This window comes from Barrientosiimonas endolithica (assembly GCF_030296655.1).
Lineage (GTDB): Bacteria > Actinomycetota > Actinomycetes > Actinomycetales > Dermatophilaceae > Barrientosiimonas > Barrientosiimonas humi.
This window is the reverse complement of the sequence record NZ_AP027735.1, coordinates 2082792-2107874: the sequence shown is the minus strand read 5'-3', so window position 1 is coordinate 2107874 and position 25083 is coordinate 2082792. Positions and strand designations below refer to the sequence as shown.

Here is a 25083-nt window from a genome sequence, read left to right as displayed (position 1 = left end):
ACGACTAAGAGAAGTGAGACGCAACGTGTACGCGATCGTTCGCGCTGGCGGCCGCCAGGAGAAGGTCTCCGTCGGCGACGTGCTCGTCATTGACAAGGTCAAGGGTGAGGCCGGCGACAGCATCGACCTCACGCCGCTCCTGCTCGTCGACGGTGAGACCGTCACCAGCGATGCCGACAAGCTCGCCAAGGTGACCGTCAAGGCCGAGGTCGTCGAGGCCGCCAAGGGCCCGAAGATCACGATCATGAAGTACAAGAACAAGACCGGCTACCGCAAGCGCCAGGGTCACCGCCAGCCGCTGACCCGGGTCAAGGTCACGTCGATCGACGGCATCTGAGGAGATCAGCTCATGGCACACAAGAAGGGTGCGTCCTCGACCCGCAACGGTCGTGACTCCAACGCACAGCGACTCGGCGTGAAGCGCTTCGGCGGTCAGCTCGTCAACGCGGGCGAGATCATCGTCCGCCAGCGCGGCACGCACTTCCACCCCGGCGAGAACGTCGGCCGTGGCGGCGACGACACGCTGTTCGCCCTCGAGGCCGGCCAGGTGCAGTTCGGCACCAAGCGCGGCCGCAAGGTCGTCAACATCGTCTCGACCCGCACCGCCGACGTCGAGGCCAGCGCCGTCTGAGACTGCGCACCAGCTAGACACTCTCGCGAGGGGGCAGGCCGAACGGCCCGCCCCCTCGCGTCGTCCGTACGACAGCAGCGGCCTGGCCCGGCCCCGCCCCTCGGGGGACGGCGCCCGCGAAGAGGCCGGAGAAGGCCCGAGCAGAAGGAGCGTCATGGCGACGCAGTTCGTCGACCGCGTGGTCCTGCAGGTGGCGGCCGGCAACGGCGGCCACGGCGTCGCCTCGGTGCACCGCGAGAAGTTCAAGCCGCTCGGCGGCCCCGACGGGGGCAACGGCGGGCACGGCGGTGACGTCGTGCTCGAGGTCGACCCGCAGAGCACCACGCTGCTGGACTACCACCGCAACCCCTACCGCAAGGCCACCAACGGCCGTCCCGGCGCCGGCGACGAGAAGAACGGCGCCGACGGCGACGACCTCGTGCTGCCCGTGCCGCAGGGCACCGTCGTGAAGACCCGCGGCGGCGAGGTGCTCGCCGACCTGGTCGGGTTCGGCACGCGGTTCGTCGTCGCGCGCGGCGGCCGCGGCGGCCTCGGCAACAAGGCGCTGGCCTCGCCCCGGCGCAAGGCGCCCGGGTTCGCGCTGCTCGGCGAGCCGGGGGAGACGCGCGACATCGTGCTCGAGCTGAAGACGCTCGCCGACGTCGCGCTGATCGGCTTCCCGTCGGCCGGCAAGTCCAGCCTGGTGTCGGTGCTGTCGTCGGCGCGGCCCAAGATCGCCGACTACCCGTTCACCACCCTGGTGCCCAACCTCGGCGTCGTCACCGCCGGCGAGGAGCGGTTCACCGTCGCCGACGTCCCGGGCCTGATCCCGGGCGCGAGCCAGGGCAAGGGGCTGGGCCTGGAGTTCCTGCGCCACGTCGAGCGCTGCGAGGTGCTGGTCCACGTCATCGACTGCGCCACCCTCGAGCCCGGTCGCGACCCGATGACCGACCTGGAGGTCATCGAGGAGGAGCTCGCGGCGTACGTCCCCGACGCCTCGCTCGGCGGGGTGCCCTCTCCGAGCGCACCCGTGTCGTGGTGCTCAACAAGGCCGACGTGCCCGACGCCCGCGAGCTCGCCGAGATGGTCAGGCCCGACCTGGAGGCGCGCGGGCTCGAGGTGCACATCGTCTCGGCCGTGGCCCACCTGGGGCTGAAGGAGCTCAGCTTCTCGCTCGCCCGGCACGTCGCGCAGGCCCGCGCCGAGATCGAGGCCGAGGTCGTCCCGCAGCGCACCGTGCTGCGCCCGAAGGCGGTCGACGACTCCGGGTTCGAGGTGCGCCGCGAGAACACCTCCGACGGCGAGGTCTTCCGGGTCGTGGGCGAGCGCCCCACCCGCTGGGTGCGCCAGACCGACTTCGGCAACGACGAGGCCGTCGGCTACCTCGCCGACCGGCTCAACCGCCTCGGCGTCGAGGAGGAACTGTTCAAGGCCGGCGCGGTCGCCGGGTCGACCGTGCTCATCGGCCCCGCCGACGACGCGGTGGTCTTCGACTGGGAGCCCACCCTCAGCACCGGCCCCGAGCTGCTCGGCCGCCGCGGCACCGACCTGCGCCTGGAGGACCACCACCGCCCCACGCGCGCCGAGAAGCGCGAGGAGTTCCACGCGCGCAAGGACGCCCAGCGCGAGGCCCGCGAGGAGCTGGACACCGAGCGCCGCTCCGGCATCTGGACCGACCGCGACCTCGACGAGGACGACGAGTAGGGCTGCGCCGCAAGCAGATTCGCACCGTCACCGAGGCGGACCCAGCGCCTCGGCGACGATGCCGGCCAGCCGGAGCGGACCCAGCGCCTCGGTGACGATGCCGGCCGGCCGGAGCGTGCGACGGACGGCCGGAGGAGGAGCCGAGGCCAAAGGCGTCAGTACCGCTGGGTTCCGAAGACGACCTTGCTGCCGTAATAGATGCGGCGGTAGGAGATGTCGACCTCGGGGTTGCCGGCGTCGACCAGCATGTCGCCACCGGCGTACAGGCCGTTGTGGAAGGCGCGGCCGGAGCTGTTGACGTAGAACACCAGGTCGCCGGGGCGGGCGGAGCCCTTGTCGATGGTCCGCACGTAGCGGTACTGCTCGTCGGCGCTGCGCGGGAGGTAGACGCCGAAGCGGGAGTAGAGCCACTTGGTCATGCCCGAGCAGTCGAACCCGGTGTCGGGGTCCATGCCGCCGTAGACGTACGGCACCTTGCCGGCGTAGCGGTAGCGGGCGGTCCAGTACGCGCTGTAGGCGTCCTCGGCGGTGATGTGCGTCGCCGCCCGGGCGGGCCCGGCGGTGACGACGGGCAGGGCGACGGCGGCCGTTCCGGCCAGGGCCGCACCGAGGAAGCGTCGCCGGCTGGGCGCCGGGCTCGCGTCGTCGGTGGGGAGGGTCTGGTCGAGGGGGCGTGTCATGTGGAGCTTTCGGCTCGGGGACAGGTCCAGGTCGCCGATGTCGCGGCGCAGCCGAGAGGCGGCCACGAAAAAGGCAACCTTCGAGGACATCGGTCGCGGCGAAGGCCCTGTTACAGCCCCCGGACGAGCGGGCGCACCGGCGGGAGCGGTGCGTACCCTCGTCCCGTGAGCGAATCCGAGGCCCCGCAGCGGCCGCAGATCCGGGCCGCGCGGCGCGTCGTGGTCAAGGTCGGGTCGAGCTCGCTGACCGCCGAGGAGGGCGGGCTCTCGACCGACCGGCTGGGGTCGCTGGTCGACGTGCTGGCCCGGCGCCGGCTGGCCGGTTCGCAGGTGGTGCTGGTCTCCAGCGGTGCCATCGCGGCGGGCATGCAGCCGCTCGGGATCGAGCGTCGGCCGCGCGACCTCGCGACCCAGCAGGCCGCCGCCAGCGTGGGGCAGGGGCGCTGCTCGCGGCGTACAACCTCGCGTTCGGGCGGCACGGGCTGACCGTCGGCCAGGTGCTGCTGACCGCCGACGACGTCACGCGGCGCACGCACTACACCAACGCCCGGCGCACCATGGAGCGGCTGCTCGACCTCGGCATCGTGCCGGTGGTCAACGAGAACGACACCGTCGCGACGCACGAGATCCGGTTCGGCGACAACGACCGGTTGGCCGCGCTGGTCGCGCACCTGATCGACGCCGACGCCCTGGTGCTGCTGTCCGACGTCGACGCGCTGTACGACGGCCCGCCCGCCCGCGAGGGCACGCACCGCATCCCGCGGGTCGCCGGCAGCGAGGAGCTCGCCGAGCTGGAGATCGCCGGGTCCGGCAGCGGGGTGGGGACCGGCGGCATGCAGACCAAGGTCGAGGCCGCGACCATCGCGACCTCGGCGGGGGTGCCGACGGTGCTCACCGCGACCCCGCTGGCCGGCGCGGCGCTCGACGGGGACGACGTGGGGACGATCTTCGTGCCGACCGGGCGCCGCGGCCGGGCGCGCCGGCTGTGGCTGGCGCACGCGACCACCGCGCGCGGTTCGCTGGTGCTCGACGACGGTGCGGTCGAGGCCGTGACGCGGCGGGGCAAGTCGCTGCTGCCGGCCGGGGTGGTCGAGGTGACCGGCCGGTTCGGCGAGGGCGACGCGGTCGACCTGGTCGACCAGCAGCGGCGGCCGGTGGCCCGCGGCCTGGTCAACTACGCCAGCGCCGAGGTGCCCGCGCTGCTCGGCCGCAGCACCAAGGAGCTGGCCCGCGAGCTGGGACCCGCCTACGAGCGCGAGCTGGTGCACCGCGATGATCTGGTAGTGCTGCGACGAGGGGGAGCTCCGTGACCGACGAGGCCGACAAGCCCGTGAGCGAGGAGCCGGCGAGCGAGACGCCCGCGGGCGGCGAGCCGGGCCAGGCTCCCCGACGTACGGGCGCGACCCGCTCCGAGGACGCGCTCAGCGACCAGGAGCAGGTCGAGCAGAGCGTCGCCGCGGAGCGCAAGGAGTGGTGGGACGACCCCCGCCTGCCGTGGAAGGGCGAGCCCACCGCGGCCGACAAGCGCTGCTGGATCGCCTTCGCCCTGCTCGGGGTCTACGGCCTGGTCATGCTGCCGCTGCGGCCGCTGATCCTCGGCATGAGCACCTATGCCCTCGCCATCATCACCGGATCGACGATCGCGATGGTCGACATCGGGGCCGGGCTGCGCCTCGGCGGCGAGCCGCAGTGGTGGATGTGGGTGACCATCGCCGCGCTGTCGGTGATGAAGTTCGACTGGATCTTCTGGTGGGCCGGCCGGCTGTGGGGCCGCGGCATGATCGAGATCATCGCCGGCCGCTCGCGCTGGGCGGCGCGCACCGCGCACCACGCCGAGCGCCTGGCCGAGCGGTTCGGCGGCATCGCCACCTACCTGGTCTGGCTGGTGCCGTTCCTGCCGAGCGCGGTCGTCTTCGCGTTCGTCGGCGCGGCCCGGATGCGGCTGCGCACCTTCCTGCTCATCGACTTCCTCGGGGCGCTCACCAACCGGCTGTTCTACTTCTACCTCGGCTACCGCATCGGTGAGCCGGCCAAGGACGCCGTCTCGCTGATCGCGCGCTACAGCACCTACATCACCATCGCGATCGTCGTGGTGATCATGATCAAGAGCATGCGCAACAGCCGCAAGGAGACCCCGGCGCAGGCGTAGGCCGGGCTGCCCCCGACGCGGTGTGCCCAGGACTCGGCTGCCTCGGGCGCGGGAGTCGGGCGGCTCGTACGCTGGAGGCATGAGCGAAGAGTCCGTCGAGCGGGTGCGGGTCGCCGCCGAGGCGGCGCGGGTCGCCTCCCGTCGCCTGGCGCTGCTGCCGCGCGCCGAGAAGGACGCCGCGCTGCTCGCGATGGCCGACGCGGTCGAGGCGGCGAGCGAGCGCGTCGTCGCGGCCAACGCCGACGACGTCCGCCGCGGCGAGGAGGCCGGCACCCGGGCCAACCTGCTGGACCGGCTGCGGCTCACGCCGGAGCGGGTGAGCGCGGTGGCGCAGGCCCTGCGTGACCTCGCGGCGCTGCCCGACCCGATCGGTGAGGTGGTGCGCGGCTCGACCCTGGCGAACGGCCTGCAGATCACGCAGGTGCGGGTGCCGATGGGTGTCGTCGGCATGATCTACGAGGCCCGGCCCAACGTCACCGTCGACGCGGCGGGGCTCGGCCTGAAGTCGGGCAACGCGATGATCCTGCGCGGCGGCAGCGCGGCCGCGAGCACCAACGCGGCGCTGGTCGACGTGCTGCGCGGGACGCTCGCCGAGCGCGGGCTGCCCGCCGACGCGGTGCAGCTGCTCGAGGGCGGCCGCGACGACGTGCGGGCGCTGGTCACCGCCCGCGGCCTGGTCGACCTGGTCATCCCGCGCGGCGGGGCGGACCTGATCCAGACGGTCGTCACGACGGCCACGGTGCCCGTGATCGAGACCGGGATCGGCAACGTGCACGTCTACGTCGACGCCGCCGCCGACCTCGACATGGCGCGCGCCATCGCGGTCAACTCCAAGACCCACCGGCCGAGCGTGTGCAACGCGGCCGAGTCGCTGCTGGTGCACGAGGCGGTCGCCGAGGAGTTCCTGCCCAAGGTGCTCGCCGAGCTCGGCGGCGCCGGGGTGCTGGTGCACGGCGACGAGCGCACGGCGACGTTCGCGGAGCAGGCGGGGGCGGCGTACGACGCCGTCACCGACGAGGACTGGGCGGCCGAGCACCTCGCGCTCGAGATGAGCGTGGGCGTGGTCCCGAGCCTGGACGCGGCGATCGAGCACATCACGACGTACGGCAGTCAGCACACCGAGTCGATCGTCACCGAAGACCGTTCTGCGGCAAGGCGATTCGTCGCCGAGATCGACGCCGCGGTGGTGATGGTCAACGCCTCCACCCGGTTCACCGACGGCGGCGAGTTCGGCTTCGGGGCCGAGATCGGGATCTCCACGCAGAAGCTGCACGCGCGCGGCCCGATGGCGCTGCAGGAGCTGACCAGCACCAAGTGGGTCGTGCAGGGCGACGGGCAGGTGCGCGCGTAGGACGTGCGCCCGGCGCACGCCTTCACCGGCGCACGCCGCCGTCGCGGGGCTACCCGCCCTGCTCGCCCTGCCGGGGCTCCAGCGAGTCGTAGGCGACGTAGTAGGTCGGGCGCGCCTGCTGCGCGGTGTACATGCGCCCGACGTACTCACCCAGGATGCCCAGGCACAGCAGCTGCACCGCCGCGAAGCCCGCGACGATGACCACGGTCGAGGTCCAGCCCGCCACCGTGACGTCGAGCAGCTTCGCGGCGAGGGCGTAGACGAGCAGCCCGGTGGCGACGACGAAGCCCGCGAGCCCGAACCAGGTGGCCAGCCGCAGCGGGGCGTGCGAGAAGCCGGTGACGCTGTCGAGGGTGAGCTTGAGCATCTTGGACAGCGGGTACTTCGACTCGCCGGCCGCGCGCTCGTCGCGGCGATAGCTGACCGAGGTCGAGGGGAAGCCCAGCGTCGGCACGATCAGCCGCAGCACGCGGCCCTGCTCGGGCAGGGCGTTCACGGCGTCGACGGTCGCGCGCGACATGAGCCGGAAGTCGCCGGCGTCGACCGGGGCGTCGACGTCGCCGAGGGTGCGCATCACCCGGTAGAAGCCGCGGGCCGTGCGCCGCTTGAACGGCGAGTCGCTGGTGCGGTCGCCGCGCACGCCGTAGACGACGTCGACCTCGTCGCGGCGGCCGACCTCGAGCATCTCGGCGATGACCTCGGGCGGGTCCTGCAGGTCGGCGTCGATCGTCGCGACCCAGTCGCCCCGGGCGGCGGCGAGGCCGGCCGAGATCGCCGCCTGGTGGCCGGCGTTGGCGCGCAGCCGCACCACCCGCAGCTGCGGCCAGTCGCGCAGGAAGCGCTGCAGCAGCACGGGGGTCTGGTCGCGGGAGCCGTCGTCGACGGCGAGCACCTCGTAGTCGGCGCCGGTGGCGTCGAGCACCGGTCGGAGCCGCTCGACGAACAGGGGGAGCACCTCTTGCTCGTTGTACATCGGTACGACGACGGACAGCTCCAGACTCATGATGCGAGCATCGTATGGCCACCCGTTACGCTGGGCCGCATGACGGCTTCGCTCCTCTCGCTCGCGGGACAGACCGAGGCGGCCGGCGGCGAGGAGTCGCTGCCCTGGCCGCCCATCGCCTACGGCTTGGTCACCCTCGGCATGTTCCTCGCCCTGCTCGCGCTGCTGTGGGCCTTCCGCAACAGTGCGCCCCGCCTGGAGCAGCAGCTCAACGCCCAGCACACCCGGGACTCGCACGCGCACCGCACCGCCGACGAGCAGGCGGGCGACCGGCGGACCGGTGACGGGCACCGTGCCGACCGGCAGGGCGCCGACCGGCAGAGCAGCGCGGGTTCACACTGAGCTCGCGCGTCGGCGTGATGGGCGGGACGTTCGACCCGATCCACCACGGCCACCTCGTCGCCGCGAGCGAGGTGCAGTCCCTGTTCGACCTCGACGAGGTCGTCTTCGTGCCCACCGGTCAGCCGTGGCAGAAGGCGGGCAAGCGGGTCACCGAGGCCGAGCACCGCTATCTGATGACGGTCATCGCGACCGCGTCCAACCCGCGCTTCACGGTCAGCCGGGTCGACATCGACCGGCCGGGACCGACGTACACCCTGGACACCCTGCGTGACCTGAAGCGGCAGCGGCCCGACGCCGAGCTGTTCTTCATCACCGGCGCCGACGCGCTGGCGCAGATCCTGTCCTGGAAGGGCGTCGACCAGCTCTGGGACCTCGCCAAGTTCATCGGCGTGACGCGCCCGGGGCACGAGCTCACCGACGAGGGGCTGCCCGAGGACGAGGTCGAGCTGCAGGAGGTGCCCGCCATGGCGATCAGCTCCACCGACTGCCGCGAGCGGGTCGCCAACGGCGAACCGGTCTGGTACCTCGTGCCCGACGGCGTCGTGCAGTACATCGGGAAGTACAACCTCTACCGGCCCGGTGCCGGAGAACTGCAGGAGGTCTAGATCGTGGCCGCCACCGAGCGCGCGACCGAGCTGGCGCAGGCCGCCGCGGCCGCCGCCGACGAGAAGAAGGCGACGTCGATCACCGCGATCGACGTCAGCGACCAGCTGGCCCTCACCGACGTGTTCGTCATCGCCTCCGGCAGCAGCGAGACCCAGGTCAACGCGATCGTCGACGGTGTCGAGGAGCGTCTCCTGGAGCTGGGCGCCAAGCCGATCCGGCGCGAGGGCCGGCGCGACGGGCGCTGGGTGCTGCTCGACTTCGGCGAGCTGGTCGTGCACGTGCAGCACGACGAGGACCGTGAGTTCTACGCCCTCGAGCGGCTCTGGCGCGACTGCCCGGTCCTCGACCTCGACCTGGCGGGATGAGCGGCGAGACGCAGCCGGTCCCGGGCCCGTCCGAACGGCTCATGCGCGCCGGCTCCGGCCAGCGCCGCATCGTCGTGTGGCGGCACGGGCAGACCAACCAGAACGCCTCCGGCGTCTGGCAGGGGCAGCTCGACACCGAGCTGTCCGAGGTGGGGCGCGAGCAGGCGAGGGCCGCGGCCGAGGTGCTGGCGACGTACCGCCCGACGCTGCTGGTCACCTCCGACCTGCTGCGCGCGGCCGCCACGGCCGACGCGCTGGCGCAGGTGACGGGGCTGCAGGCGCGTGTCGACCCGAGGCTGCGCGAGATCCACGTGGGGGAGTGGCAGGGGCTCACCGCCGGTGACGTCGCCGAGCGATACCCCGACCTGCAGGACCAGGTCATGCGCGGCGAGGACCCGGCGCGCGGCGTGACCGGTGAGACCGTCGGCCAGGTGGTCGAGCGGGGTCGCCCCGCGCTGCGCGAGGTGGCCGAGCAGCTCGCCGGGGGAGACCGCGGTGGTGACCACGCACGGGGTGACCGGGCGGGCGCTGGCGGCCGACCTGGTCGGGATCGACCAGCGTACGGCCTGGATGGCGCTCGGCGGACTGCACAACTGCTGCTGGGCCGAGCTCGTCGAGCACCGGTTCGGCTGGCGGATCGACCGGTGGAACCAGGGAGTGGCGCGATGAGTGTGGCCTCGATGCTGAACCGGGTGGTGCGCTCGCGCGCGCACGTCGGGCGGGAGCGCTCGCTGAGCATGACGCCCAAGCAGCAGTGGCGCGTGATGAACCTCTACCCGCCGTTCCTCGGCATCGGGCTGCGGATCTACGGCTGGACCGACGACTGGACCGAGGTGCGGGTCAAGCTGCTGCTGACGCCGTTCAACCGCAACAACCACGGCACCGCGTTCGGCGGGTCGATCGGCGCGATGAGCGACGCGTTCAACGCGCTGCTGCTCATCGGTCAGCTCGGGCCTGACTACCTCGTCTGGGACACCGAGGCGCAGGTCCGCTACGTCAGCCCCGGGGCGGGCACCGTCTACGCCACGTTCCGGGTCACGCCCGAGGAGGCCGAGGACGTGCGCCGGGAGGCGGCGTCGGGCGAGAAGGTGCTGCGCTGGTTCGACACCGACCTCACGCTGAAGGACGGGACGGTGGTCGCGCACGCGCGCCGGCAGGTCTACGTCCGGCTCAAGCGAGGGGCTTCGCGACCCGATTTGGAGGGGGCCGAATCCGCCCGCTAGAGTAAGGCGGTCGCCGCGAGAGCGGAGGCAGTCACCGCGAGAGCGGAGACACCCGGGGCTGTGGCGCAGTTGGTAGCGCACTTCCATGGCATGGAAGGGGTCAGGGGTTCGAATCCCCTCAGCTCCACCGGACGTCCCTCTTTCACACCCGCGTCACGGCGTGACCGGGCGAGAAGGAGGGACGTTCGTTCTGTCGAGAGGCGCGCCACGGCGCGCCTCTTCGCGTTCTGGGCGCCATGCGTCCGTGGGTGACGATCTGGCGCATCGTCGCGTACTGCGCGCCCCAGGCCCCCGGCGGCGCGGCAACGGGAGAAGCCGATCGGACAGATCGCGAAGGATCTTGGGAATCGGCGAGTCTTGTCTGCGGCGGTGGATGGATCAGTTCGAGGTCGATGCCGGGGCACAAGCCTGGCTTGTCGCGTGATGAGAGTTGAGTGCCACACCGACCGCACACCGGCCAACAGCTCTCCCGGGATCGGGTACGTGCCGGCGGAGTGCTCCACGGCGCGGCTGCCGTCTGCGAGGCCGCCGCGTAGCGCTTCGGATGCCTCGGTGGCGTCGCGGAAGGATCGGTATTGATCGGCCAGGGGCCTCCTCAGACGGGGTGTGTCTAGGGCTGCCCGGCAGCGGCGTCTCGGCAGCAGTGTCAGTGCTTGGCCGTACCGTTCTTGCTATGGCCTATGTTGCGAATGTTCTGCACGTGATGATCGCGTCTCCGTCTGATACCGCTGAAGCTCGGGACGCGGTCGAGGCTGCGATCTACGGGTGGAACGACGCGAACGCCCGCAACAAGCAGGTCATCCTGCAGCCTTGGCGGTGGGAGACGTCAGCGGTGCCTCAGTTGGGTGACCATCCGCAGTCGCTCATCAACGCTCAGAGCGTGGACGACTCTGATGTCGTCTTCGCGCTGTTCGGCAGTCGGCTCGGCTCTCCCACGCCGGGCGCGGTCTCCGGGACGGTCGAGGAGATCGGGCGCGCCGTCGAACGGGGCAAGCCCGTTCACCTCTACTTCTCGACGGCGCCGTTGCCCACCGACGTCGACACGAAGCAGTTGGAGGGGCTGCGGGCGTTCAAGCAGCAGATTCAGGACCGGGGCCTGCTCGGCGAGTTCAGCAACGCGTCCCAGCTCGAACATGAGGTCTGGAAGGCCATCGAGTTCGACATCGCGAACTTCGACTTGGGGGTACCGGCGCTGAATCGGCCCGCCAGCGGAGTCCGCTTCCATGTACAGCCGCAGCAAGAGCGCGAGATCTGGGACTATGACAAGAAGGGCAAGCCTCGTTATAAAACCCGCCACTGGATCGAAGTGACGAACACCGGCGACCAGGATGCGCATGATGTCACCTTCGACGCCGTCGGCGAGAACCCCAGCATGTTCATCCTCCGCGGTGCCACGCCCACGACCATCCACGCCGGGCAGACCCGCCGGGTGAACGTCGAAAATGCGATGGGGGCGGTGATCCAGACATCCTGCGCATCCGCTGGACCGAGAACAGCGATACCAGGGAACGCAAATTCCATGTCGGCTGACCCAGTTCGCCACCGACGGGTGGGTCGACTAGTACAACCAGGGGCCGCTGCACAGTAACCTCGATAAATCACCCCGACCGAACTCGGGGCCGCCCACTGCGCGACCCTCAACTAAGAGCCGCAACCCGTATGAGAACGGCAGAGAACCTGGGGTGCTTCATTCGGAGGTCAGCCGTATTGTCGGCTCAGGTGCCGAAGCTTGGAGGAAGATATTACATCCGAGGCGTATACGTTCCCTGTCGCGATCTCTCGGCTCACCGAAGGCGAGACTTCGCGCGAACCCCAGGCCATGCGCGCGATCAGGTGGTTGCTCGACCAGCCCGGCCGGTCAGTCGTAGTGGTGACTCCGCGGAAGCAGTTCCACGGCGAGTGTCTGAAGCGCCTGGTGGCTCAGCCCCGAGTGCTGCATCTCAGTTGGCGAGGACTATCAGTGGGATCGCTCTCTGGGCGACGAGTGCTCTACGCCTGGCCGGACCGCAACCACCTGAACAGACTGTGGGGCGTCGATGCGGAAGCGCTCGCGGTCATTGAGTGGAATGAGGGCGAGACGGCGGAGTGGATTGCGGACGCCAAACCTATCCAACTGTTTCATGGGCGCACCGTCGAGCCTCAGCCTGTCGCGGAGCCTGCAGATCGGCAGGAGCCCTTGCCGAACGGGGTAGACGGAATTCTCGAGCACATCGCGGCGATGGCGGCTGGCTACTCGTCGGGGCTGAAGTGGAACGAGGAAGACAAGCTCAAGGCGGACATGATGAACCGGGCGGACCGCTGGGTGCCGATCACTGTTGAGCAGGTTCGAACGAAGTGCCGGGCGCTTGGGATGCGGTCGGATGACGTCGACACCATCGCCGGTATATTGCAACGGCGCAAGGAAGGCCGGCGTTTCAACGTGCGGAGCTCGTACAGGACGTTCCATTTCAACTGATCCGAGCCGCTCCGCTACCCGTCAACGACGACGCCTTCGGTCTTGCTTTCAAAGTCAACCGTCATCGGCCAGAATTTCTTGAAGAAGAAGATCCCGGACGGACGTGGCGAGGTTGTCCCATCGGGTGGTAACGTGACCGCGGACCGGTACCCAAGGAGGCGGTCGCCGATGACGTTCTCAGGCAAACGTCCAACGACGAGCGTGGGGTACGGGGCGACGGCCTCTGGGAGATTCTCGCCATAGTGTTCGCGGGCAGCGATGTGGAACATCGCGGCGTAGACATTCGCCATCATCCAGGTCTCGGCCAGCACTACGGGAAGGTCGATGCGGAGGAGACTGCTTCCAGGCCTTGTCGCAACTCTCTGGGCGGTCGGCTGAGATACGTGAGCATCGGGCGGTCAAAGAGCGGTATTGACTTGCCTTCTCCGAACGCGCTGGTGGGGATAGTGCCGTCCTCGTTCGGTGGCGTCGTGATCAACTCAATGCGAACGTCTCCCCGCGCCGATGTCGCGAGGCCGTGCTTGAGCTTGTTGTGTGCTGCATTGATGGAGAGTTCATCGGTTGTCAGTAACCAGGCGGCGTGATCTGCCCATGCTGCCGCCGTCCCAGCGGCGCCCTCGATTGGCCCCTCAACGACAGCGTCAGGCGGGAAGAGTAACTGGAGGAATCGGTGCGGGTCGGCATCGAGCGCTGTCTTGTTGGCTTCGATTACTTCGATCATGCGAGTTGGGCTGTCGGCGATAGCCAGCCAGTTAGACTTCGCGTCTCTATCGCGCGGCGTCGCGGCGACTCGTGCATAGATGAACCGGGTCAGTGCTTCGGCGGCTTGGTGGCGAAGAGACAGCGCGTCGATCGCAACTTGGACGCTGCGGTGTTGAGTATCGAACTTGAGCGCCGTACCTGCGTTGTGGAGACCAAGTGCCTCGAAGAACTCCCGTTCGTTCTCGGGGTTCGCCTCATATTTTGATCGAGCGGTCTCGAGGAGCATCGAGATTCGCGACGAGAAGTGGCTGAGCGGGTTGGAGAGGAAGAACTCGTCGTCGATGGTTTTCGCCTGCTCATTGGTCAGCGTGGTGCCCTGTGCCCGGATTGGAAGATGCATGCTCCTAGTCTCCCGCCTCGGTGCGCCTAGTGGACACACGCGTCTCCGAAATAACTCTGTGGCTCCACGACCGTCCGCGTCGGCGGCGGGGAAGTTTCGACAAACCTCCCGCCAGGTCCACCCGGTTCGTCCGCAAGGACGACGCACGAGAAGGCCCGGATCCGTCGCGGATCCGGGCCTTCTCGCGTCGTGCGGCAGGCGCGCCGTACGACGGTGGGCACCGAGCCGGGTGATGGAACGCCGGCCCGCCGGCTCGGTGCCGGTCCTTGGGTCGGTCAGCCCTCGCGGATGGTCATCTCCGCGATCTTGTCGCCCTCGGTGCGGAAGGCGAACCGGCTGCGGCCGTTGGCGTGGTTGCTGCGCCAGTCGCCGACGACCACGAGCTCGTCGCCGTCGGTGAAGACCTCCTCGGGCGTCAGGGTGCCCTCGGAGCCGATGAACTCCTTGTCGCTCCAGGCCTTGATCTCCTCGCGCCCGGTGAAGGTGCGGCCCCAGTCGTCGACGGCGCCGTCGGCGGTGAACGCCTGGAGGAACCCGGCGCCGTCGTGCCGGTTGACGGTCTCCACGAACGAGCCGACGGGCTCGGGGATGTCGGTGCTGCTCATGTCTGCCTCCTGGTGGCTGGTGGTGGCTCGGGCTGGCGAGCGGCGGTGCGGCTCAGCGGGTGGTGTAGCCGCCGTTGGCCAGGATGGTCTGCCCGGTGATCCACCAGCCCTCGGTCGACAGGAACCGCACGATCGGCGCGATGTCCTCGATCTTGGTGAGCTGGTTGCCCATCGCCTGCGACTTGTGGAACTCGACCCGCTCGGGCGTCTCCTGACCGTAGAAGAACGGGGTGTCCATCGGGCCGGGCGCGATCGCGGTGACGGAGATGCCGCGCTCGGCGAACTCCTTGGCCGCCGCCCGGGTGAAGTGCTCGACGGGGCTCTTGCCACCGGCGTACGTCGAGTAGCCGTCGGTGAACGCCGCCAGCAGCGAGGTGACGATGGTGATGACCTTGCCGCCGTCCGCGAGGTGGGTGCCGGCCTCCTTGATGAAGAAGTACGCCGCCTTGGAGTTGACGTCGAACATCTCGTCGTACTCCTCCTCGGACGTCTCGGTGATCGGCTTGCGCAGCACCTTGCCGACGGTGTTGACCGCGACGTCGAGCTGCCCCAGCGCCTCGGTGGCGTCGTCGAACAGCTTCGTCACGTTCTGCGGCTTGGTCAGGTCGCCGGAGAGGACCACGCCCCGGCCACCGGCCGCCTCGACGGCGGCGAGCGTCTGCTCGGCGTCCGAGCGGCTGGACTCCGAGTTGTAGTGGATGGCGACGTTCGCGCCCTGATCGGCGACCTGGCGGGCGATGAGGCCGCCGAGGTTCTTGGCACCCCCGGCGATGAGGACGTTCTTGCCGTTGAGGGTGTGCTCCGTCATGTCCAGCTCCTCTTGTATCGGTGTGATGTATCGCTATAGCAGCGCTACACACTGGTAATGTAGCACCATGCCGGAGGAGCGGAACAGTGATACACGGACGCGGTTGCTCAACGCCGCCGCGGACCTGATCGCGTCCGCTCCGGGCGAAGAGGTCTCGCTGCGCGCGGTGTGCGACGCGGCCGGGGTGAAGATGCCGACGCTGTACCACTTCTTCGGCAGCAAGCAGGGGCTGATCGAGGCCGTCGTGGAGCGCGGGTTCGACATGTACCTCGAGGCCAAGGGCTCGGTCGGCTCTTCCGGCGACCCGATCCAGGACCTGCGGGCGGGGTGGGACGCGCACGTCGCCTTCGGGCTGGAGAACCCGGGCTTCTACACGCTGATGTACGGCAAGGTGCAGCCCGGCTACTCCCCGCCGGCGCAGGGGCGGCCTAGCGAGATCCTGCGCTCCATCACCCGCCAGGCCGCCGAGCAGGGCCGGCTCGTGGTGGACCCAGACCAGGCGGCAGCGCACGTGCTGGTCGCCAACATCGGCGTGACGCTGCGGCAGATCGTTCTCGACCAGGCCGACCCCGAGCTGTCCGCCAGCGTGCGCGACGGGACGATCGCCGCGATCACGGGCGCGTCGTCGGGGAGGAGTCGGCCTCGGAGGCGACGCGTTCGCTGATTGAGCGCGCGGCCTCGCACCCGGAGGTCCTGGGGGCCAGCGAGACCAGGCTGTTCATCGAGTGGGCGCGGCGGCTGGACGACGGCGCGGGCGACGCCTGAGCCGGCGTCGCCCGCGGCGGGCTACGTCGTCACGGCGCGGTTGTGCTCCAGGGCCGCGTCGAGCCAGAAGTCCAGGCGCTGCTCATCGGCGAGGGCGCTCGCGGAGACCTGGATCCACCCGGTGCCCATCGAGCGGCCGGCACCCATCTCGGCGCGGGAGGCGTCGGGCTGGGCGGCCAGGTCGGCGTCGCGGTCGGGGCTGACCCGCACCAGCAGGTCGCCGTGCTTCAGGGCGCAGACCGCGAGCTTCTCGCGCACCATGAACGACCGCCCCCGAACATCGCCACCTCGCGCAGCGGTGACTCGCCCGCCAGTCGCGCGCGCAGCTCCTCGACGAGTGCTTCCTGGTCCGGGTCCATCGGGGTCCCCCTGGTGCGTTCGGTCGGGTCAGCGGCGATCGGCCAGGCCGCGGACGTACTCCGCCTGCCCGAGGTGCTTCGTCGCGTCCTCGAGGATCGAGACCAGGCGCGCCATGGCGGTGACCGGCGGGTCCCAGCTGGTGTCGATGACCTCCCGGAGGTCGTCGGGCGTCAGCTGCTCGAGCACGTCGGTCGTCATGGCGTGCACCGCGGCGTAGTAGTCGACGAGCAGCTGCGGCTCGTCGAGCGTGAACCGGCCGACGTCGTCGCTGGGCATCCCGTATCCCGAGGCGGAGCGGTCGTACGGCAGCGCGAACCGGCCCACCCAGTCGTCGCCGGTCCACAGCGACCGTCGTCCGGCGAGGTGGCTGACCTGCCCGTCCTGCTGTCGCCCGAGGTGCCACACCAGCCAGGCGATGTGGTTGGCGTCGGCGTCGGGGCGCCAGAGCAGCTGGTCGGGGGAGAGGCCGTCGACGACGGCGGGTACGCCTTCGGCCACGCGGCCGAAACCGTCGCGCAGGAGGTCGCGGGTGAGGTCGATGTCGTCGCTCATGGCTCCAGGATGACCGATCGTCGGGGCGCACCGTCAGGGATGCGGACCGGTGCTCGCTGTACCCGCGCTCCTTCGTCGCGCTGCTCGACCAGCGTGGGAGCGTTGCTCGACCACCTTTGAGCGCTTTCGGGTGAGCTGGAAGCGCAGACCTGATACCTAAGGTGGTCGGTCGGCGCCTGCCCCAGCCGGCGGGAGCGCGCCGGAGCGATCGGACGGGCGGGAGAGTCGATGAGCTGGTTCCACCTCAAGCACGACCTGAAGACGAGTCTGTGGGTCGTGCCGCTCCTGTTCATGGTGGCGGCGGCGGGCCTGAACCTGCTGACCGTCCAGCTCGACCCGCGCGGCGAGCTGGTGCCGCAGTCGATCAGCGGCGACGCGTCGGCGGCGAGCCAGATGCTCTACCTCATCGCGTTCTCGATGCTCACGCTCACCGGTCTGGTGCTGTCGCTGGTGGTCGTCGTCGTGCAGCTGGCGATGGGCAGCTTCTCCCCGCGCATCGTGCGCCAGATCCTGCAGGACCGCCCGAGCCAGTGCGCCGTCGGCCTGTTCGCCGGCACGTTCATCCACGCGATCCTGACCATGCGCGTCGTGCGGAGCGACCGCGGCCCCGTCGTGCCCGGGCTGGCGGTGCTGGTCACGATCGGCCTGGGGATGGCGTGCATGATCACGCTGGTCTGGTACATCAACTACATCGGGCAGTCGTTGCGTGCCGCCGCGCTCGTCGGCTGGGTGGCGAAGGACACCATCCGCTCGCTCGACCGCAACTACCCGCCGGACCCCGATGCCGAGACCGACGACCCGCAGGTGATCCCCGCCCCGCGAGGCGGGGTCATCTTCGCCATCGACCACGATCGCCTGGTGCAGCTGGCCCGGCGGGCCGGCGTTCGCCTCGAGCTGCTCTGGTCCACCGGTGACTACGTGCCCGAGGGCGGGGACCTCGTGCGGATCCACGGCGACCCGGCGGGCGTCGCGCGCTCGGCCGTCGCCCGGTGCATCAACGTCGGGCCCGAGCGCACGCTCAACCAGGACGTGGCGTACGGCCTGCGCATGCTCGTCGACATCGGCGCCCGCACGCTGTCGGCGGGTCCGTTCGAGGACCCGACCACCGCCGTGCAGGCGATCGACCGCATCCACGAGGTGCTGCGGCGCATCGTGCAGCGGCCGCTGCACGACGGGCGATACCTCGACGACGACGGCGAGGTGCGCCTCGTCGTCCCGACCATCCAGTGGCCGGGGTACGTCCGCATCGCCTTCGACGAGCTGCGCCAGGCCGGCGCCGCCTCGCCCCAGGTCGTACGCCGGCTCCGGGCTGCCCTGGACGACCTGCTCGCGATCGCGCCCGAGGACCGTCGGCCTCCGCTGGTCCAGCAGCTGGAGCTGCTGGACCAGCTGAGTCAGCGCGACGCGCAGACCGGCTTCGACGCCGAGGCGGTCAAGGTGCCCGACCGCTCGGGCATCGGGTCGGCCGACGAGCTCACCCGCACCGACCCCTAGACCGACTCAGGCGACCATGCCGTGCGGGTCGATGACGTACTTGCGCGCGGCACCCTGGTCGAAGTCGGCGTAGCCGCGCGGGGCGTCGTCCAGCGAGATCGTGGTGGCGTTGACGGCCTTCGCGATCTGCGTCCGGTCGGCCAGGATCATGTTCATCAGCTGCCGGTTGTACTGCTTGACCGGGCACTGACCGGTGATGAAGTAGTTCGACTTGGACCACCCGAGGCCGAGGCGCACCCCCAGGGTCCCTTCCTTCGCGGCGTCGTCGGCCGCGCCGGGGTCGCCGGTGACGTAGAGCCCCGGGATGCCGATGCCGGCCCCCGCCCGCGCGACGGTCATGGCGTCGTTCAGCACGGTCGCCGGCGCCTCGTCGGCGTCCTTGCCGTGCCCGCGCGCCTCGAACCCGACCGCGTCGACCGCGGCGTCGACCACCGGGTCGCCGGTCACCTCGGCGATCTTGTCGGCGAGGTCACCCTCGGTCGTGAGGTCGATGCCGACGCAGCCGAACGACTCGGCCTGGCGCAGCCGCTCGGGGTTCATGTCGCCGACGAGCACGACGGAGGCGCCCAGCAGCTGGGCCGAGTGCGCGGCGGCGAGCCCGACCGGGCCGGCGCCGGCGACGTACACCGTCGATCCGGTCGTCGTGCCGGCGGTGTAGGCGCCGTGATAACCGGTGGGGAAGATGTCCGACAGCATCGTCAGGTCGAGGATCTTCTCCAGCGCCTGGTCGCGGTCGGGGAACCGCAGCAGGTTGAAGTCGGCGTAGGGGACCATGACGTAGTCGGCCTGCCCGCCGATCCAGCCGCCCATGTCGACATAGCCGTACGCCGCGCCCGGCCGAGCGGGGTTGACGTTCAGGCAGATTCCGGTCTTGCCCTCGTTGCACATCCGGCAGCGACCGCACGCGATGTTGAACGGGGTCGAGCAGATGTCGCCCTCCTTCACGAACAGCACGTCCTCGCCGGCCTCCACCACCTCACCGGTGATCTCGTGGCCGAGCGTCTGCCCGACGGGGGCGGTCGTGCGTCCGCGCACCATGTGCTGGTCGGAGCCGCAGATGTTCGTGGTCACCAGCTTCAGGATCGCCGCGTGCGGTGCCTTCTGCGCGATGCCGAAGTGCGAGGCGACCTCCTGGGGGATCTCCAGCTTGGGGTAGTCGATCGACTCGACGGCCACCTCGCCCGGGCCCTTGTACACCACGACACGGTTGGAGTCGCTCATCTCGGGACCTCCTTGTCCTCGGGCTTCCACCGTCCCCCGCCGGGGACGCCCGGGCAACCGGACGGGCGATTTCCTGTCCGGACGGACAGGATCAGGCGGGGCGCGGGGCGTACATGATCACCGCCACCCCGGCGAGGCAGATGAGGGCGCCGGCGACGTCGTACCGGTCCGGCCGGAACCCGTCGACGACCATGCCCCAGGCGAGCGAACCGGCCACGAACACCCCGCCGTACGCCGCGAGGATCCGCCCGAAGTGGGCGTCCGGCTGCAGGGTGGCGACGAAGCCGTAGAGGCCGAGCGCGATCACGCCGGCGCCGATCCACGCCCAGCCGCGATGCTCGCGCACGCCCTGCCACACCAGCCAGGCGCCGCCGATCTCGGCGAGCGCGGCGGCGACGAACAGGACCAGCGAGCGGGCGACATCCATGCCGCCATGCTGCCGCAGCGGGAGCGGCCCGCCGCCGTCGCCGGGTCCGCAGGTCCGGGCCCCGGCGGCGGCGTGGCGCCGTAGCCTGAGCCCATGGCCAAGACCCAGCCCGAGCCGGTCCGCGACCCCCGCTCCGACCACCTGCTCACCCCCAGAACTGCGTCCTGACGCTCATCGACTACCAGCCCGAGCAGTACGGCACGGTCACCTCCAGCACCCGCGAGCGCATCGACCTCAACGTCGTCGCGCTGTGCCGTCTCGCGATGAAGTACGACGTCCCCGTCGTGCTCTCGACCGTCGGCGTCGACCTCGGCAAGAACGAGGGGACCGCCCAGGTCATCAAGGACGAGCTGCCGGGCGTCGAGGAGATCGACCGCTCCGGCGTGAACGCCTGGGAGGACGCCGACTTCCGCGAGGCGATCACCTCCACGGGGCGTCGCAAGGTCGTCATCGCGGGGCTGTGGACCGAGGTCTGCATGACCTTCCCGACCCTGGACATGCTCGCCGAGGGGTTCGAGGTCTACCCGGTCGTCGACGCCGTCGGCGGCATCAGCCCCGAGTCGCACCGCTACGCCCTCGAGCGGGTGATCCAGGCCGGCGCCCACCCGATCACCGCGATCTCGTTCGGCTCGGAGCTCATGCGCAACTGGGCGCGCGACGACGCCGACAACCTGCGCGAGGTCATGAACGCCTACTTCCCCGAGAAGCAGAAGCTGGACGAGGCCGAGGGCTGAGGCGAGGCCGAGGGCTGCGGCGGCCCCCGGCGCGTTCCGCCCGCGCCCGCGACCCCGCCTGGGGGTGAACCGGCCACCCGGGTCGCCGTGCTGCAATGTCGTTCGCACGAGTCTCGTGGTCGACCCTCGTCGCTGCTGCGGCAGCGACCGGCATGCGAAGGAGTGGAGCAGGTGCGTCTACCGCGGTCCCGGGGGCCGGTGAGCGAACAGGTGCTCGCCCTGCTGCGCGGGCAGGGCAGTGACCAGGTCGACGACATCACGGTCGAGGTGGACCCGCGACGCCCCGGCGAGCCCGACGTCCTCGCCGACGCCGACGTCCAGCTGGCCCTGTGGTGCCTCTACGAGCTGCACTACCGCGCGTTCGACGACGTGGCTCCCGAGCTGGAGTGGGACCCGCGCGTCATCGCGACCCGCAACCGGCTCGAGGCCGCGTTCGAGCGCGACGTCCGCCGCGCCGTGCAGGACCGGCTGGACGCGGTCGCGGACGACGACGAGGCCGACGTGGCCGATCAGGTCACGGCGCTCATCGACGCCGACGACAGCCCGTCGCTGGCCGCGTTCGTGCGCCGCTACGCCACCGCCGACCAGGTGCTGGCGTTCCTGCGCCAGCGCAGCATCTACCACCTCAAGGAGTCCGACCCGCACGCCTTCGTCGTGCCGCGGATCGACGGTGCCGCGAAGGTGGCGCTGGCCGAGCTGCAGTACGACGAGTTCGGCGGCGGCCGCGTGCCCGCCCTGCACGCCACGCTGTTCGGCGACGCCCTGGAGGCATGCGGGCTGGACCGGACGTACGGCGCCTATCTCGACGACGCCGACGCGACCACGTTGGCGGTGAACAACCTGATGTCGCTCTTCGGCCTCAACCGGCGGTTGCGGGGTGCCGCGGTGGGCCACCTCGCGGTGTTCGAGGCCACCAGCTCGCTGCCGTCGCGCAAGATCGCGGCGGGCGTACGCCGGCTGGGGCTGCCCGAGGAGCTCGCCGGCTACTACGACGAGCACGTCGAGGCCGACGCGGTGCACGAGCAGCTCGCCCTGCGCAACATCTGCGGATCGCTCGTCGCCGAGGACCCCGCGCTGCGCGCGGACGTGCTCCTCGGAGCGGCCGCCTGCCTCGAGCTCGACGCGCGCGCCGGCGCCGAGCAGCTCGAGCAGTGGGGCGCCGCACCGCAGGCGGCCAGCGCATGAGCGGCGACATCTCGGTGCAGCCGTGCCCGGACGGCCCGCTGCTCGTGCGCGGGGCGTCGACGGTCACCGACGCCGAGGGCAACGAGCACCAGGTGTCGCGCCCGGTCGTCGCGCTGTGCGTCTGCGGCCGTTCGGGCAGCGCGCCCTGGTGCGACGGCACCCACAAGCTGCTGCGGTCGACCGGCAGCTCCGCACCGATCCGCAAGCCGCGGTGAGCGACCGCGAGGTCGACGCCGCGGCCGGCGCCTCGGTCACGGCGTTCGGCGGGCTGCGCATCGTCGCCGACGACCGGTTGCTGCAGCCCCGGGAGTGGACCGTCGCTCAGGCCGAGTGGGCCGCCGAGCTCGCGGCCGACGCACCCGACGGGGCCCTGCTGGAGCTGTGCTGCGGCGCCGGCCAGATCGGCCTGCTCGCGGCCCGGCTCACCGGTCGGCCGCTTCTCGCGGTCGACCAGGACCCGATCGCGGTGCGCCAGACGGAGGCCAACGCCCGCGCGGCCGGGCTCGACGGCCAGGTCCAGACCCGCCGCGGCCGGATCGACGAGGTGCTCGACCCCGACGACCGGTTCGCGATCGTCCTCGCCGATCCGCCGTGGGTCCCGCACGCGCAGATCACCCGCTTCCCGCAGGACCCACCCGTCGCGATCGACGGGGAGCGCAGGGCCTGGACGTCGCCCGCACCTGCCTGCGCGCCATGGCCGACCACCTGCTCCCCGGCGGGCACGGGGTGCTCCAGCTCGGGACGCGCGACCAGGTCGACCAGCTCGCGACCCCTCCGCTGCTGAGCGTGGTGGCCACGCGCGAGTTCCCGCGCGGTGTGCTGGTCGACCTGGTACGCCTGCCGGACTGACCCGGACCGCGCCGGGGCGTCCTCGGCCGGCTGACGCGGACCGGGCCCGAGCCGGACGGGGCCCGAGCCGGACCGGGCCCGACTCAGACCTGGGCCCGACTCAGACCAGGCTCGGCTCGCCGTCCCGATCCTCGGCGGCGAGGTGGCGCGGCGGCGACTTCGTCAGTGCCTCACCCTCCACGTCGACCGACGGCAGGATCCGGTCCAGCCAGCGCGGCATCCACCAGGCCTTGTCGCCCAGCATCAGCAGCAGCGAGGGCAGCAGCACCATGCGCACCAGGAACGCGTCGAGGAAGACCGCGGTCGCGAGGGCCACGCCGATCGAGGAGATCAGCGCGTTGTCCTGGAAGGCGAACGCCGCGAACACCGAGATCATGATCAGCGCCGCCGCGGTCACGACCCGGCCGCTGTGCCGGAAGCCGTCGATCACCGCGTCGCGCGCGTCCATGCCGTGCACGTACGCCTCGCGCATCCGGGTGGTCAGGAAGACCTGGTAGTCCATCGCCAGCCCGAACACGATGCCGATGAGGATCGTCGGCATGAAGCTCATGATCGGCTGCGGGTCGAAGATGCCGAACAGGCCGTCCTGCACGATCTTCACGGTCACGCCGAGCGTGGCCAGCACCGACAGCAGGAACCCGCCGGTGGCCAGCAGCGGCACCAGGATCGAGCGGAAGACCACGACCAGCAGCAGCAGCGCGAGGCCGACGACGATGGCGAGGTAGGCCGGCAGGGCGTCGTTGAGCTTCTCGGAGATGTCCGCCTGGATGGCGGTCATGCCGGTGATGCCGATGTCGGTGCCGCTGGAGCGCTCGATGGTGCCCTGCCCGTCGCGCAGCCGCTGCAGCAGGTCGTCGGTGGCCTGGTCGGCGGGGCCGGTCTTCGGGGTGATCAGCACGATCCCGCCGTCGCTGGACTCGTTGACCTGGACCACCTGGGCGTTGGCGACGCCCGGGTCGTTCGCCGCCCACTGGGCGACGGCGTTGAACGACATCGCGCGCGACTGCGGGTCGTCGCTGCGCTCGCGCGCGTCGACCACGGCGACCATCGGGGCGTTGCGGCCGGCGCCGAACCCGTCGGCGACGAGGTCGGCCGAGGTGCGGGCGCTGGTGCCGACCTCGGCGGTCGCGTCGGAGGGCAGCCCGAGGTACATGTTCTGCGCCGGCAGCGCCAGGGCGCCCAGACCGACGATGACCAGCAGGGCCGCGAGCCACGGCGCGCGGCGGATGGTGCGGCCGAGGCGCACCGACCCGTTCACCGAGTGGTGGTCGCTGTCGGACGCGGCCGGGTCGCGGCGGATGCGGCCGGCGAACGCCCGGTGCTTCAGCAGCCCCATGATCGCCGGGAGCAGGGTCAGCGCGACGAGCACCGCGATGACGACGGTGGCCGCGGCCGCGAGCCCCATCGAGGTCAGCATGGAGATGCCGAGCAGCGACAGCCCGGACAGGGCGATGACGACGGTGAGCCCGGCGAAGACCACGGCCGACCCGGCGGTGCCGAGGGCGCGGCCCATCGCGTGCGCCCGGTCGTCGGTGTGCCGCAGCTCGGTGCGGTATCGCGACAGGATGAACAGCGCGTAGTCGATCCCGACCGCGAGTCCGATCATCGAGGCGAGGGTGATCGTCGTGTCGGCGAGCTCGAAGAACGCCGTGGCAGCGGTGATCCCGAGCAGGCCGAGACCGACGCCGGTGATGGCCGTCAGGATCGGCAGCCCAGCGGCGACGAGCGACCCGAAGGTCAGCACGAGCACGATCAGGGCGATGCCGACGCCGATCATCTCCGAGGTCGCCCCGGGCTTGATGGGCTTCTCCATGCCGCGACCGCCGGCCGCGACGGTCAGGCCGCCCGCGTCGGCGCGCTCCACCGCGCGCTCGACGTACGCCTGGGTCGCCGGCTCGACCGACATCGGGTCGTCGGTGTCGAACGAGAAGGTGATGACGCCCGTACGCCGGTCCTGGGACAGCGGCGACACCGTCTGGGCGTTCTGCTCGGCGACGGCCTGCGGCACACCCTGCTTCGTCGCGGCGCTCACCATCTGCTGCCGCTGTGCCGGCCCGGCGACGACCGGGCTGACGATCTGCTCCTGCGCGCCCGGCGCCAGCTGGGGCGTGCCGCGCAGCTCGGCGACCAGCCGGTCCACCTGGCCCTTGTACGGCTGCTCGGCCAGGGTGCTCCCGGCCGGCGCCTGCACGACGACCTGGCCGTCGACCTGCTCGTCGGCGCTCTTGCTGCCGGGGAACAGCTCCTGCTGGGTCTCGGCCGCCTGCAGCGACGGGATGCCGGGGATGGTGAACTCGTTGGTCATCGGCTTCGACTGCGTCGCGGCGAAACCGCCGACGGCGAGCAGCGCGACGAGCCATCCGACGAGCACGAGCGGCCAACGGCGGTAGGCCGTCCGCCCGAGTCGGTAGAGCATGGTGGCCACGGGGATCTCCTCGAAAAGGTCTGTGGGCTAAGGGGTTTCGGGTTCGAGCGTTCGGGTCGGCGCGGCCG

General features: G+C 70.9%; 27 protein-coding genes, 1 tRNA gene and 2 pseudogenes. 19 read left to right on the top strand and 11 right to left on the bottom strand.

Annotated elements, in window-relative coordinates; genetic code table 11:
• Positions 1–25 precede the first annotated feature (25 nt).
• The 3 genes and pseudogenes from rplU (at position 26) to obgE (ending at position 2314) form a co-directional block, all read left to right on the top strand.
• A complete protein-coding gene (gene rplU, locus QUE40_RS10660; protein ID WP_142007523.1) occupies positions 26–337 on the top strand; it encodes a 50S ribosomal protein L21 in 312 nt (103 codons plus the stop codon).
• A gap of 12 nt (positions 338–349) precedes the next feature.
• The gene (gene rpmA, locus QUE40_RS10655) at positions 350–631 is read left to right on the top strand and encodes a 50S ribosomal protein L27 (protein ID WP_142005617.1); all 282 of its coding nucleotides are present in this window, start codon (positions 350–352) and stop codon (positions 629–631) included.
• 154 nt (positions 632–785) lie between these two features.
• Positions 786–2314 (top strand): annotated as a pseudogene (gene obgE / locus QUE40_RS10650) (GTPase ObgE).
• 155 nt (positions 2315–2469) lie between these two features.
• Here the strand turns inward: obgE and QUE40_RS10645 are convergent.
• Positions 2470–2994, bottom strand: coding sequence for a C40 family peptidase (locus QUE40_RS10645; protein ID WP_289230941.1), 525 nt, complete (start codon positions 2992–2994; stop codon positions 2470–2472).
• Positions 2995–3159: 165 nt separating this feature from the next.
• Here QUE40_RS10645 and proB point away from each other — a divergent pair.
• From proB to QUE40_RS10630, 3 genes and pseudogenes are all read left to right on the top strand, one after another.
• A pseudogene (gene proB / locus QUE40_RS10640) lies at positions 3160–4304 on the top strand (glutamate 5-kinase).
• Complete coding sequence (locus tag QUE40_RS10635) at positions 4301–5143, top strand: DedA family protein (RefSeq protein ID WP_142005614.1); 843 nt, start codon at positions 4301–4303, stop codon at positions 5141–5143. Before proB ends, QUE40_RS10635 begins: the two are co-directional and overlap by 4 nt.
• Positions 5144–5222: 79 nt before the next feature.
• The gene (locus QUE40_RS10630) at positions 5223–6494 is read left to right on the top strand and encodes a glutamate-5-semialdehyde dehydrogenase (protein ID WP_433996996.1); all 1272 of its coding nucleotides are present in this window, start codon (positions 5223–5225) and stop codon (positions 6492–6494) included.
• Positions 6495–6543: 49 nt separating this feature from the next.
• On the opposite strand, the gene QUE40_RS10625 is transcribed toward QUE40_RS10630, so the two are convergent.
• Positions 6544–7497 carry a glycosyltransferase family 2 protein gene (locus QUE40_RS10625; RefSeq protein ID WP_289230939.1) on the bottom strand — a complete coding sequence of 318 codons (954 nt, stop codon included), beginning with the start codon at positions 7495–7497 and terminating at the stop codon, positions 6544–6546.
• 39 nt (positions 7498–7536) lie between these two features.
• Between QUE40_RS10625 and QUE40_RS10620 the strand changes: the two genes are divergently transcribed.
• The 7 genes from QUE40_RS10620 (at position 7537) to QUE40_RS10580 (ending at position 12488) form a co-directional block, all read left to right on the top strand.
• Positions 7537–7839 carry a hypothetical protein gene (locus tag QUE40_RS10620; protein ID WP_289230938.1) on the top strand — a complete coding sequence of 101 codons (303 nt, stop codon included), beginning with the start codon at positions 7537–7539 and terminating at the stop codon, positions 7837–7839.
• A complete protein-coding gene (gene nadD / locus QUE40_RS10615) occupies positions 7836–8444 on the top strand; it encodes a nicotinate-nucleotide adenylyltransferase (protein ID WP_268885504.1) in 609 nt (202 codons plus the stop codon). The genes QUE40_RS10620 and nadD overlap by 4 nt, the downstream gene beginning before the upstream one ends.
• A 3-nt stretch (positions 8445–8447) precedes the next feature.
• A complete protein-coding gene (gene rsfS, locus QUE40_RS10610; RefSeq protein ID WP_142005609.1) occupies positions 8448–8810 on the top strand; it encodes a ribosome silencing factor in 363 nt (120 codons plus the stop codon).
• Positions 8807–10033 (top strand): histidine phosphatase family protein, encoded by a 1227-nt coding sequence (locus QUE40_RS19680; protein WP_433996995.1) that lies wholly within the window; start codon positions 8807–8809, stop codon positions 10031–10033. Before rsfS ends, QUE40_RS19680 begins: the two co-directional genes overlap by 4 nt.
• Positions 10034–10087: 54 nt before the next feature.
• A tRNA-Ala gene (locus QUE40_RS10590) sits at positions 10088–10160 on the top strand.
• Between the two features lie 546 nt (positions 10161–10706).
• Positions 10707–11621 carry a DUF4062 domain-containing protein gene (locus QUE40_RS10585; protein WP_289230937.1) on the top strand — a complete coding sequence of 305 codons (915 nt, stop codon included), beginning with the start codon at positions 10707–10709 and terminating at the stop codon, positions 11619–11621.
• A gap of 372 nt (positions 11622–11993) precedes the next feature.
• Positions 11994–12488, top strand: a complete 495-nt coding sequence (locus QUE40_RS10580; RefSeq protein ID WP_289230936.1) for a hypothetical protein — start codon at positions 11994–11996, stop codon at positions 12486–12488.
• A gap of 14 nt (positions 12489–12502) precedes the next feature.
• Here QUE40_RS10580 and QUE40_RS10575 read toward each other — a convergent pair whose 3' ends face one another.
• From QUE40_RS10575 to QUE40_RS10560, 4 genes are all read right to left on the bottom strand, one after another.
• Positions 12503–12799 carry a hypothetical protein gene (locus QUE40_RS10575; RefSeq protein WP_289230935.1) on the bottom strand — a complete coding sequence of 99 codons (297 nt, stop codon included), beginning with the start codon at positions 12797–12799 and terminating at the stop codon, positions 12503–12505.
• Positions 12799–13590: a hypothetical protein gene (locus tag QUE40_RS10570; protein ID WP_289230934.1), complete on the bottom strand. Its 792-nt coding sequence runs from the start codon at positions 13588–13590 to the stop codon at positions 12799–12801. Before QUE40_RS10570 ends, QUE40_RS10575 begins: the two co-directional genes overlap by 1 nt.
• Positions 13591–13865: 275 nt before the next feature.
• Positions 13866–14195, bottom strand: coding sequence for a nuclear transport factor 2 family protein (locus tag QUE40_RS10565; RefSeq protein ID WP_289230933.1), 330 nt, complete (start codon positions 14193–14195; stop codon positions 13866–13868).
• 52 nt (positions 14196–14247) lie between these two features.
• Positions 14248–15003, bottom strand: a complete 756-nt coding sequence (locus QUE40_RS10560) for an SDR family oxidoreductase (protein ID WP_142005605.1) — start codon at positions 15001–15003, stop codon at positions 14248–14250.
• A gap of 103 nt (positions 15004–15106) precedes the next feature.
• On the opposite strand from QUE40_RS10560, the gene QUE40_RS10555 reads away from it, so the two are divergent.
• Entirely contained in the window at positions 15107–15667 is a 561-nt protein-coding gene (locus QUE40_RS10555) for a TetR/AcrR family transcriptional regulator (RefSeq protein WP_289230932.1), read from the top strand.
• A 122-nt stretch (positions 15668–15789) separates the two neighbouring features.
• On the opposite strand, the gene QUE40_RS10550 is transcribed toward QUE40_RS10555, so the two are convergent.
• Together QUE40_RS10550 and QUE40_RS10545 are read right to left on the bottom strand one after the other, a co-directional pair.
• A complete protein-coding gene (locus tag QUE40_RS10550; RefSeq protein ID WP_289230931.1) occupies positions 15790–16029 on the bottom strand; it encodes a TfoX/Sxy family protein in 240 nt (79 codons plus the stop codon).
• A gap of 126 nt (positions 16030–16155) precedes the next feature.
• Positions 16156–16680, bottom strand: coding sequence for a mycothiol transferase (locus QUE40_RS10545; protein WP_289230930.1), 525 nt, complete (start codon positions 16678–16680; stop codon positions 16156–16158).
• A 228-nt stretch (positions 16681–16908) separates the two neighbouring features.
• On the opposite strand from QUE40_RS10545, the gene QUE40_RS10540 reads away from it, so the two are divergent.
• Positions 16909–18174 (top strand): DUF2254 domain-containing protein, encoded by a 1266-nt coding sequence (locus QUE40_RS10540; RefSeq protein WP_289230929.1) that lies wholly within the window; start codon positions 16909–16911, stop codon positions 18172–18174.
• 6 nt (positions 18175–18180) lie between these two features.
• Here QUE40_RS10540 and fdhA read toward each other — a convergent pair whose 3' ends face one another.
• Complete coding sequence (gene fdhA, locus QUE40_RS10535) at positions 18181–19395, bottom strand: formaldehyde dehydrogenase, glutathione-independent (RefSeq protein ID WP_142005600.1); 1215 nt, start codon at positions 19393–19395, stop codon at positions 18181–18183.
• A 91-nt stretch (positions 19396–19486) separates the two neighbouring features.
• Complete coding sequence (locus QUE40_RS10530; protein WP_142005599.1) at positions 19487–19822, bottom strand: YnfA family protein; 336 nt, start codon at positions 19820–19822, stop codon at positions 19487–19489.
• Between the two features lie 164 nt (positions 19823–19986).
• Here QUE40_RS10530 and QUE40_RS10525 point away from each other — a divergent pair, with 164 nt between their 5' ends.
• From QUE40_RS10525 to QUE40_RS10510, 4 genes are all read left to right on the top strand, one after another.
• The gene (locus tag QUE40_RS10525; protein WP_350227147.1) at positions 19987–20556 is read left to right on the top strand and encodes an isochorismatase family protein; all 570 of its coding nucleotides are present in this window, start codon (positions 19987–19989) and stop codon (positions 20554–20556) included.
• Positions 20557–20754: 198 nt separating this feature from the next.
• A complete protein-coding gene (locus QUE40_RS10520) occupies positions 20755–21741 on the top strand; it encodes an iron-containing redox enzyme family protein (RefSeq protein WP_289230928.1) in 987 nt (328 codons plus the stop codon).
• Positions 21738–21956 carry a CDGSH iron-sulfur domain-containing protein gene (locus QUE40_RS10515; protein ID WP_142005596.1) on the top strand — a complete coding sequence of 73 codons (219 nt, stop codon included), beginning with the start codon at positions 21738–21740 and terminating at the stop codon, positions 21954–21956. Before QUE40_RS10520 ends, QUE40_RS10515 begins: the two co-directional genes overlap by 4 nt.
• Positions 21953–22525: a methyltransferase domain-containing protein gene (locus tag QUE40_RS10510; protein ID WP_289230927.1), complete on the top strand. Its 573-nt coding sequence runs from the start codon at positions 21953–21955 to the stop codon at positions 22523–22525. Before QUE40_RS10515 ends, QUE40_RS10510 begins: the two co-directional genes overlap by 4 nt.
• Before the next feature lie 165 nt (positions 22526–22690).
• On the opposite strand, the gene QUE40_RS10505 is transcribed toward QUE40_RS10510, so the two are convergent.
• A complete protein-coding gene (locus QUE40_RS10505) occupies positions 22691–25006 on the bottom strand; it encodes an MMPL family transporter (protein WP_289233063.1) in 2316 nt (771 codons plus the stop codon).
• Positions 25007–25083 lie beyond the last annotated feature (77 nt).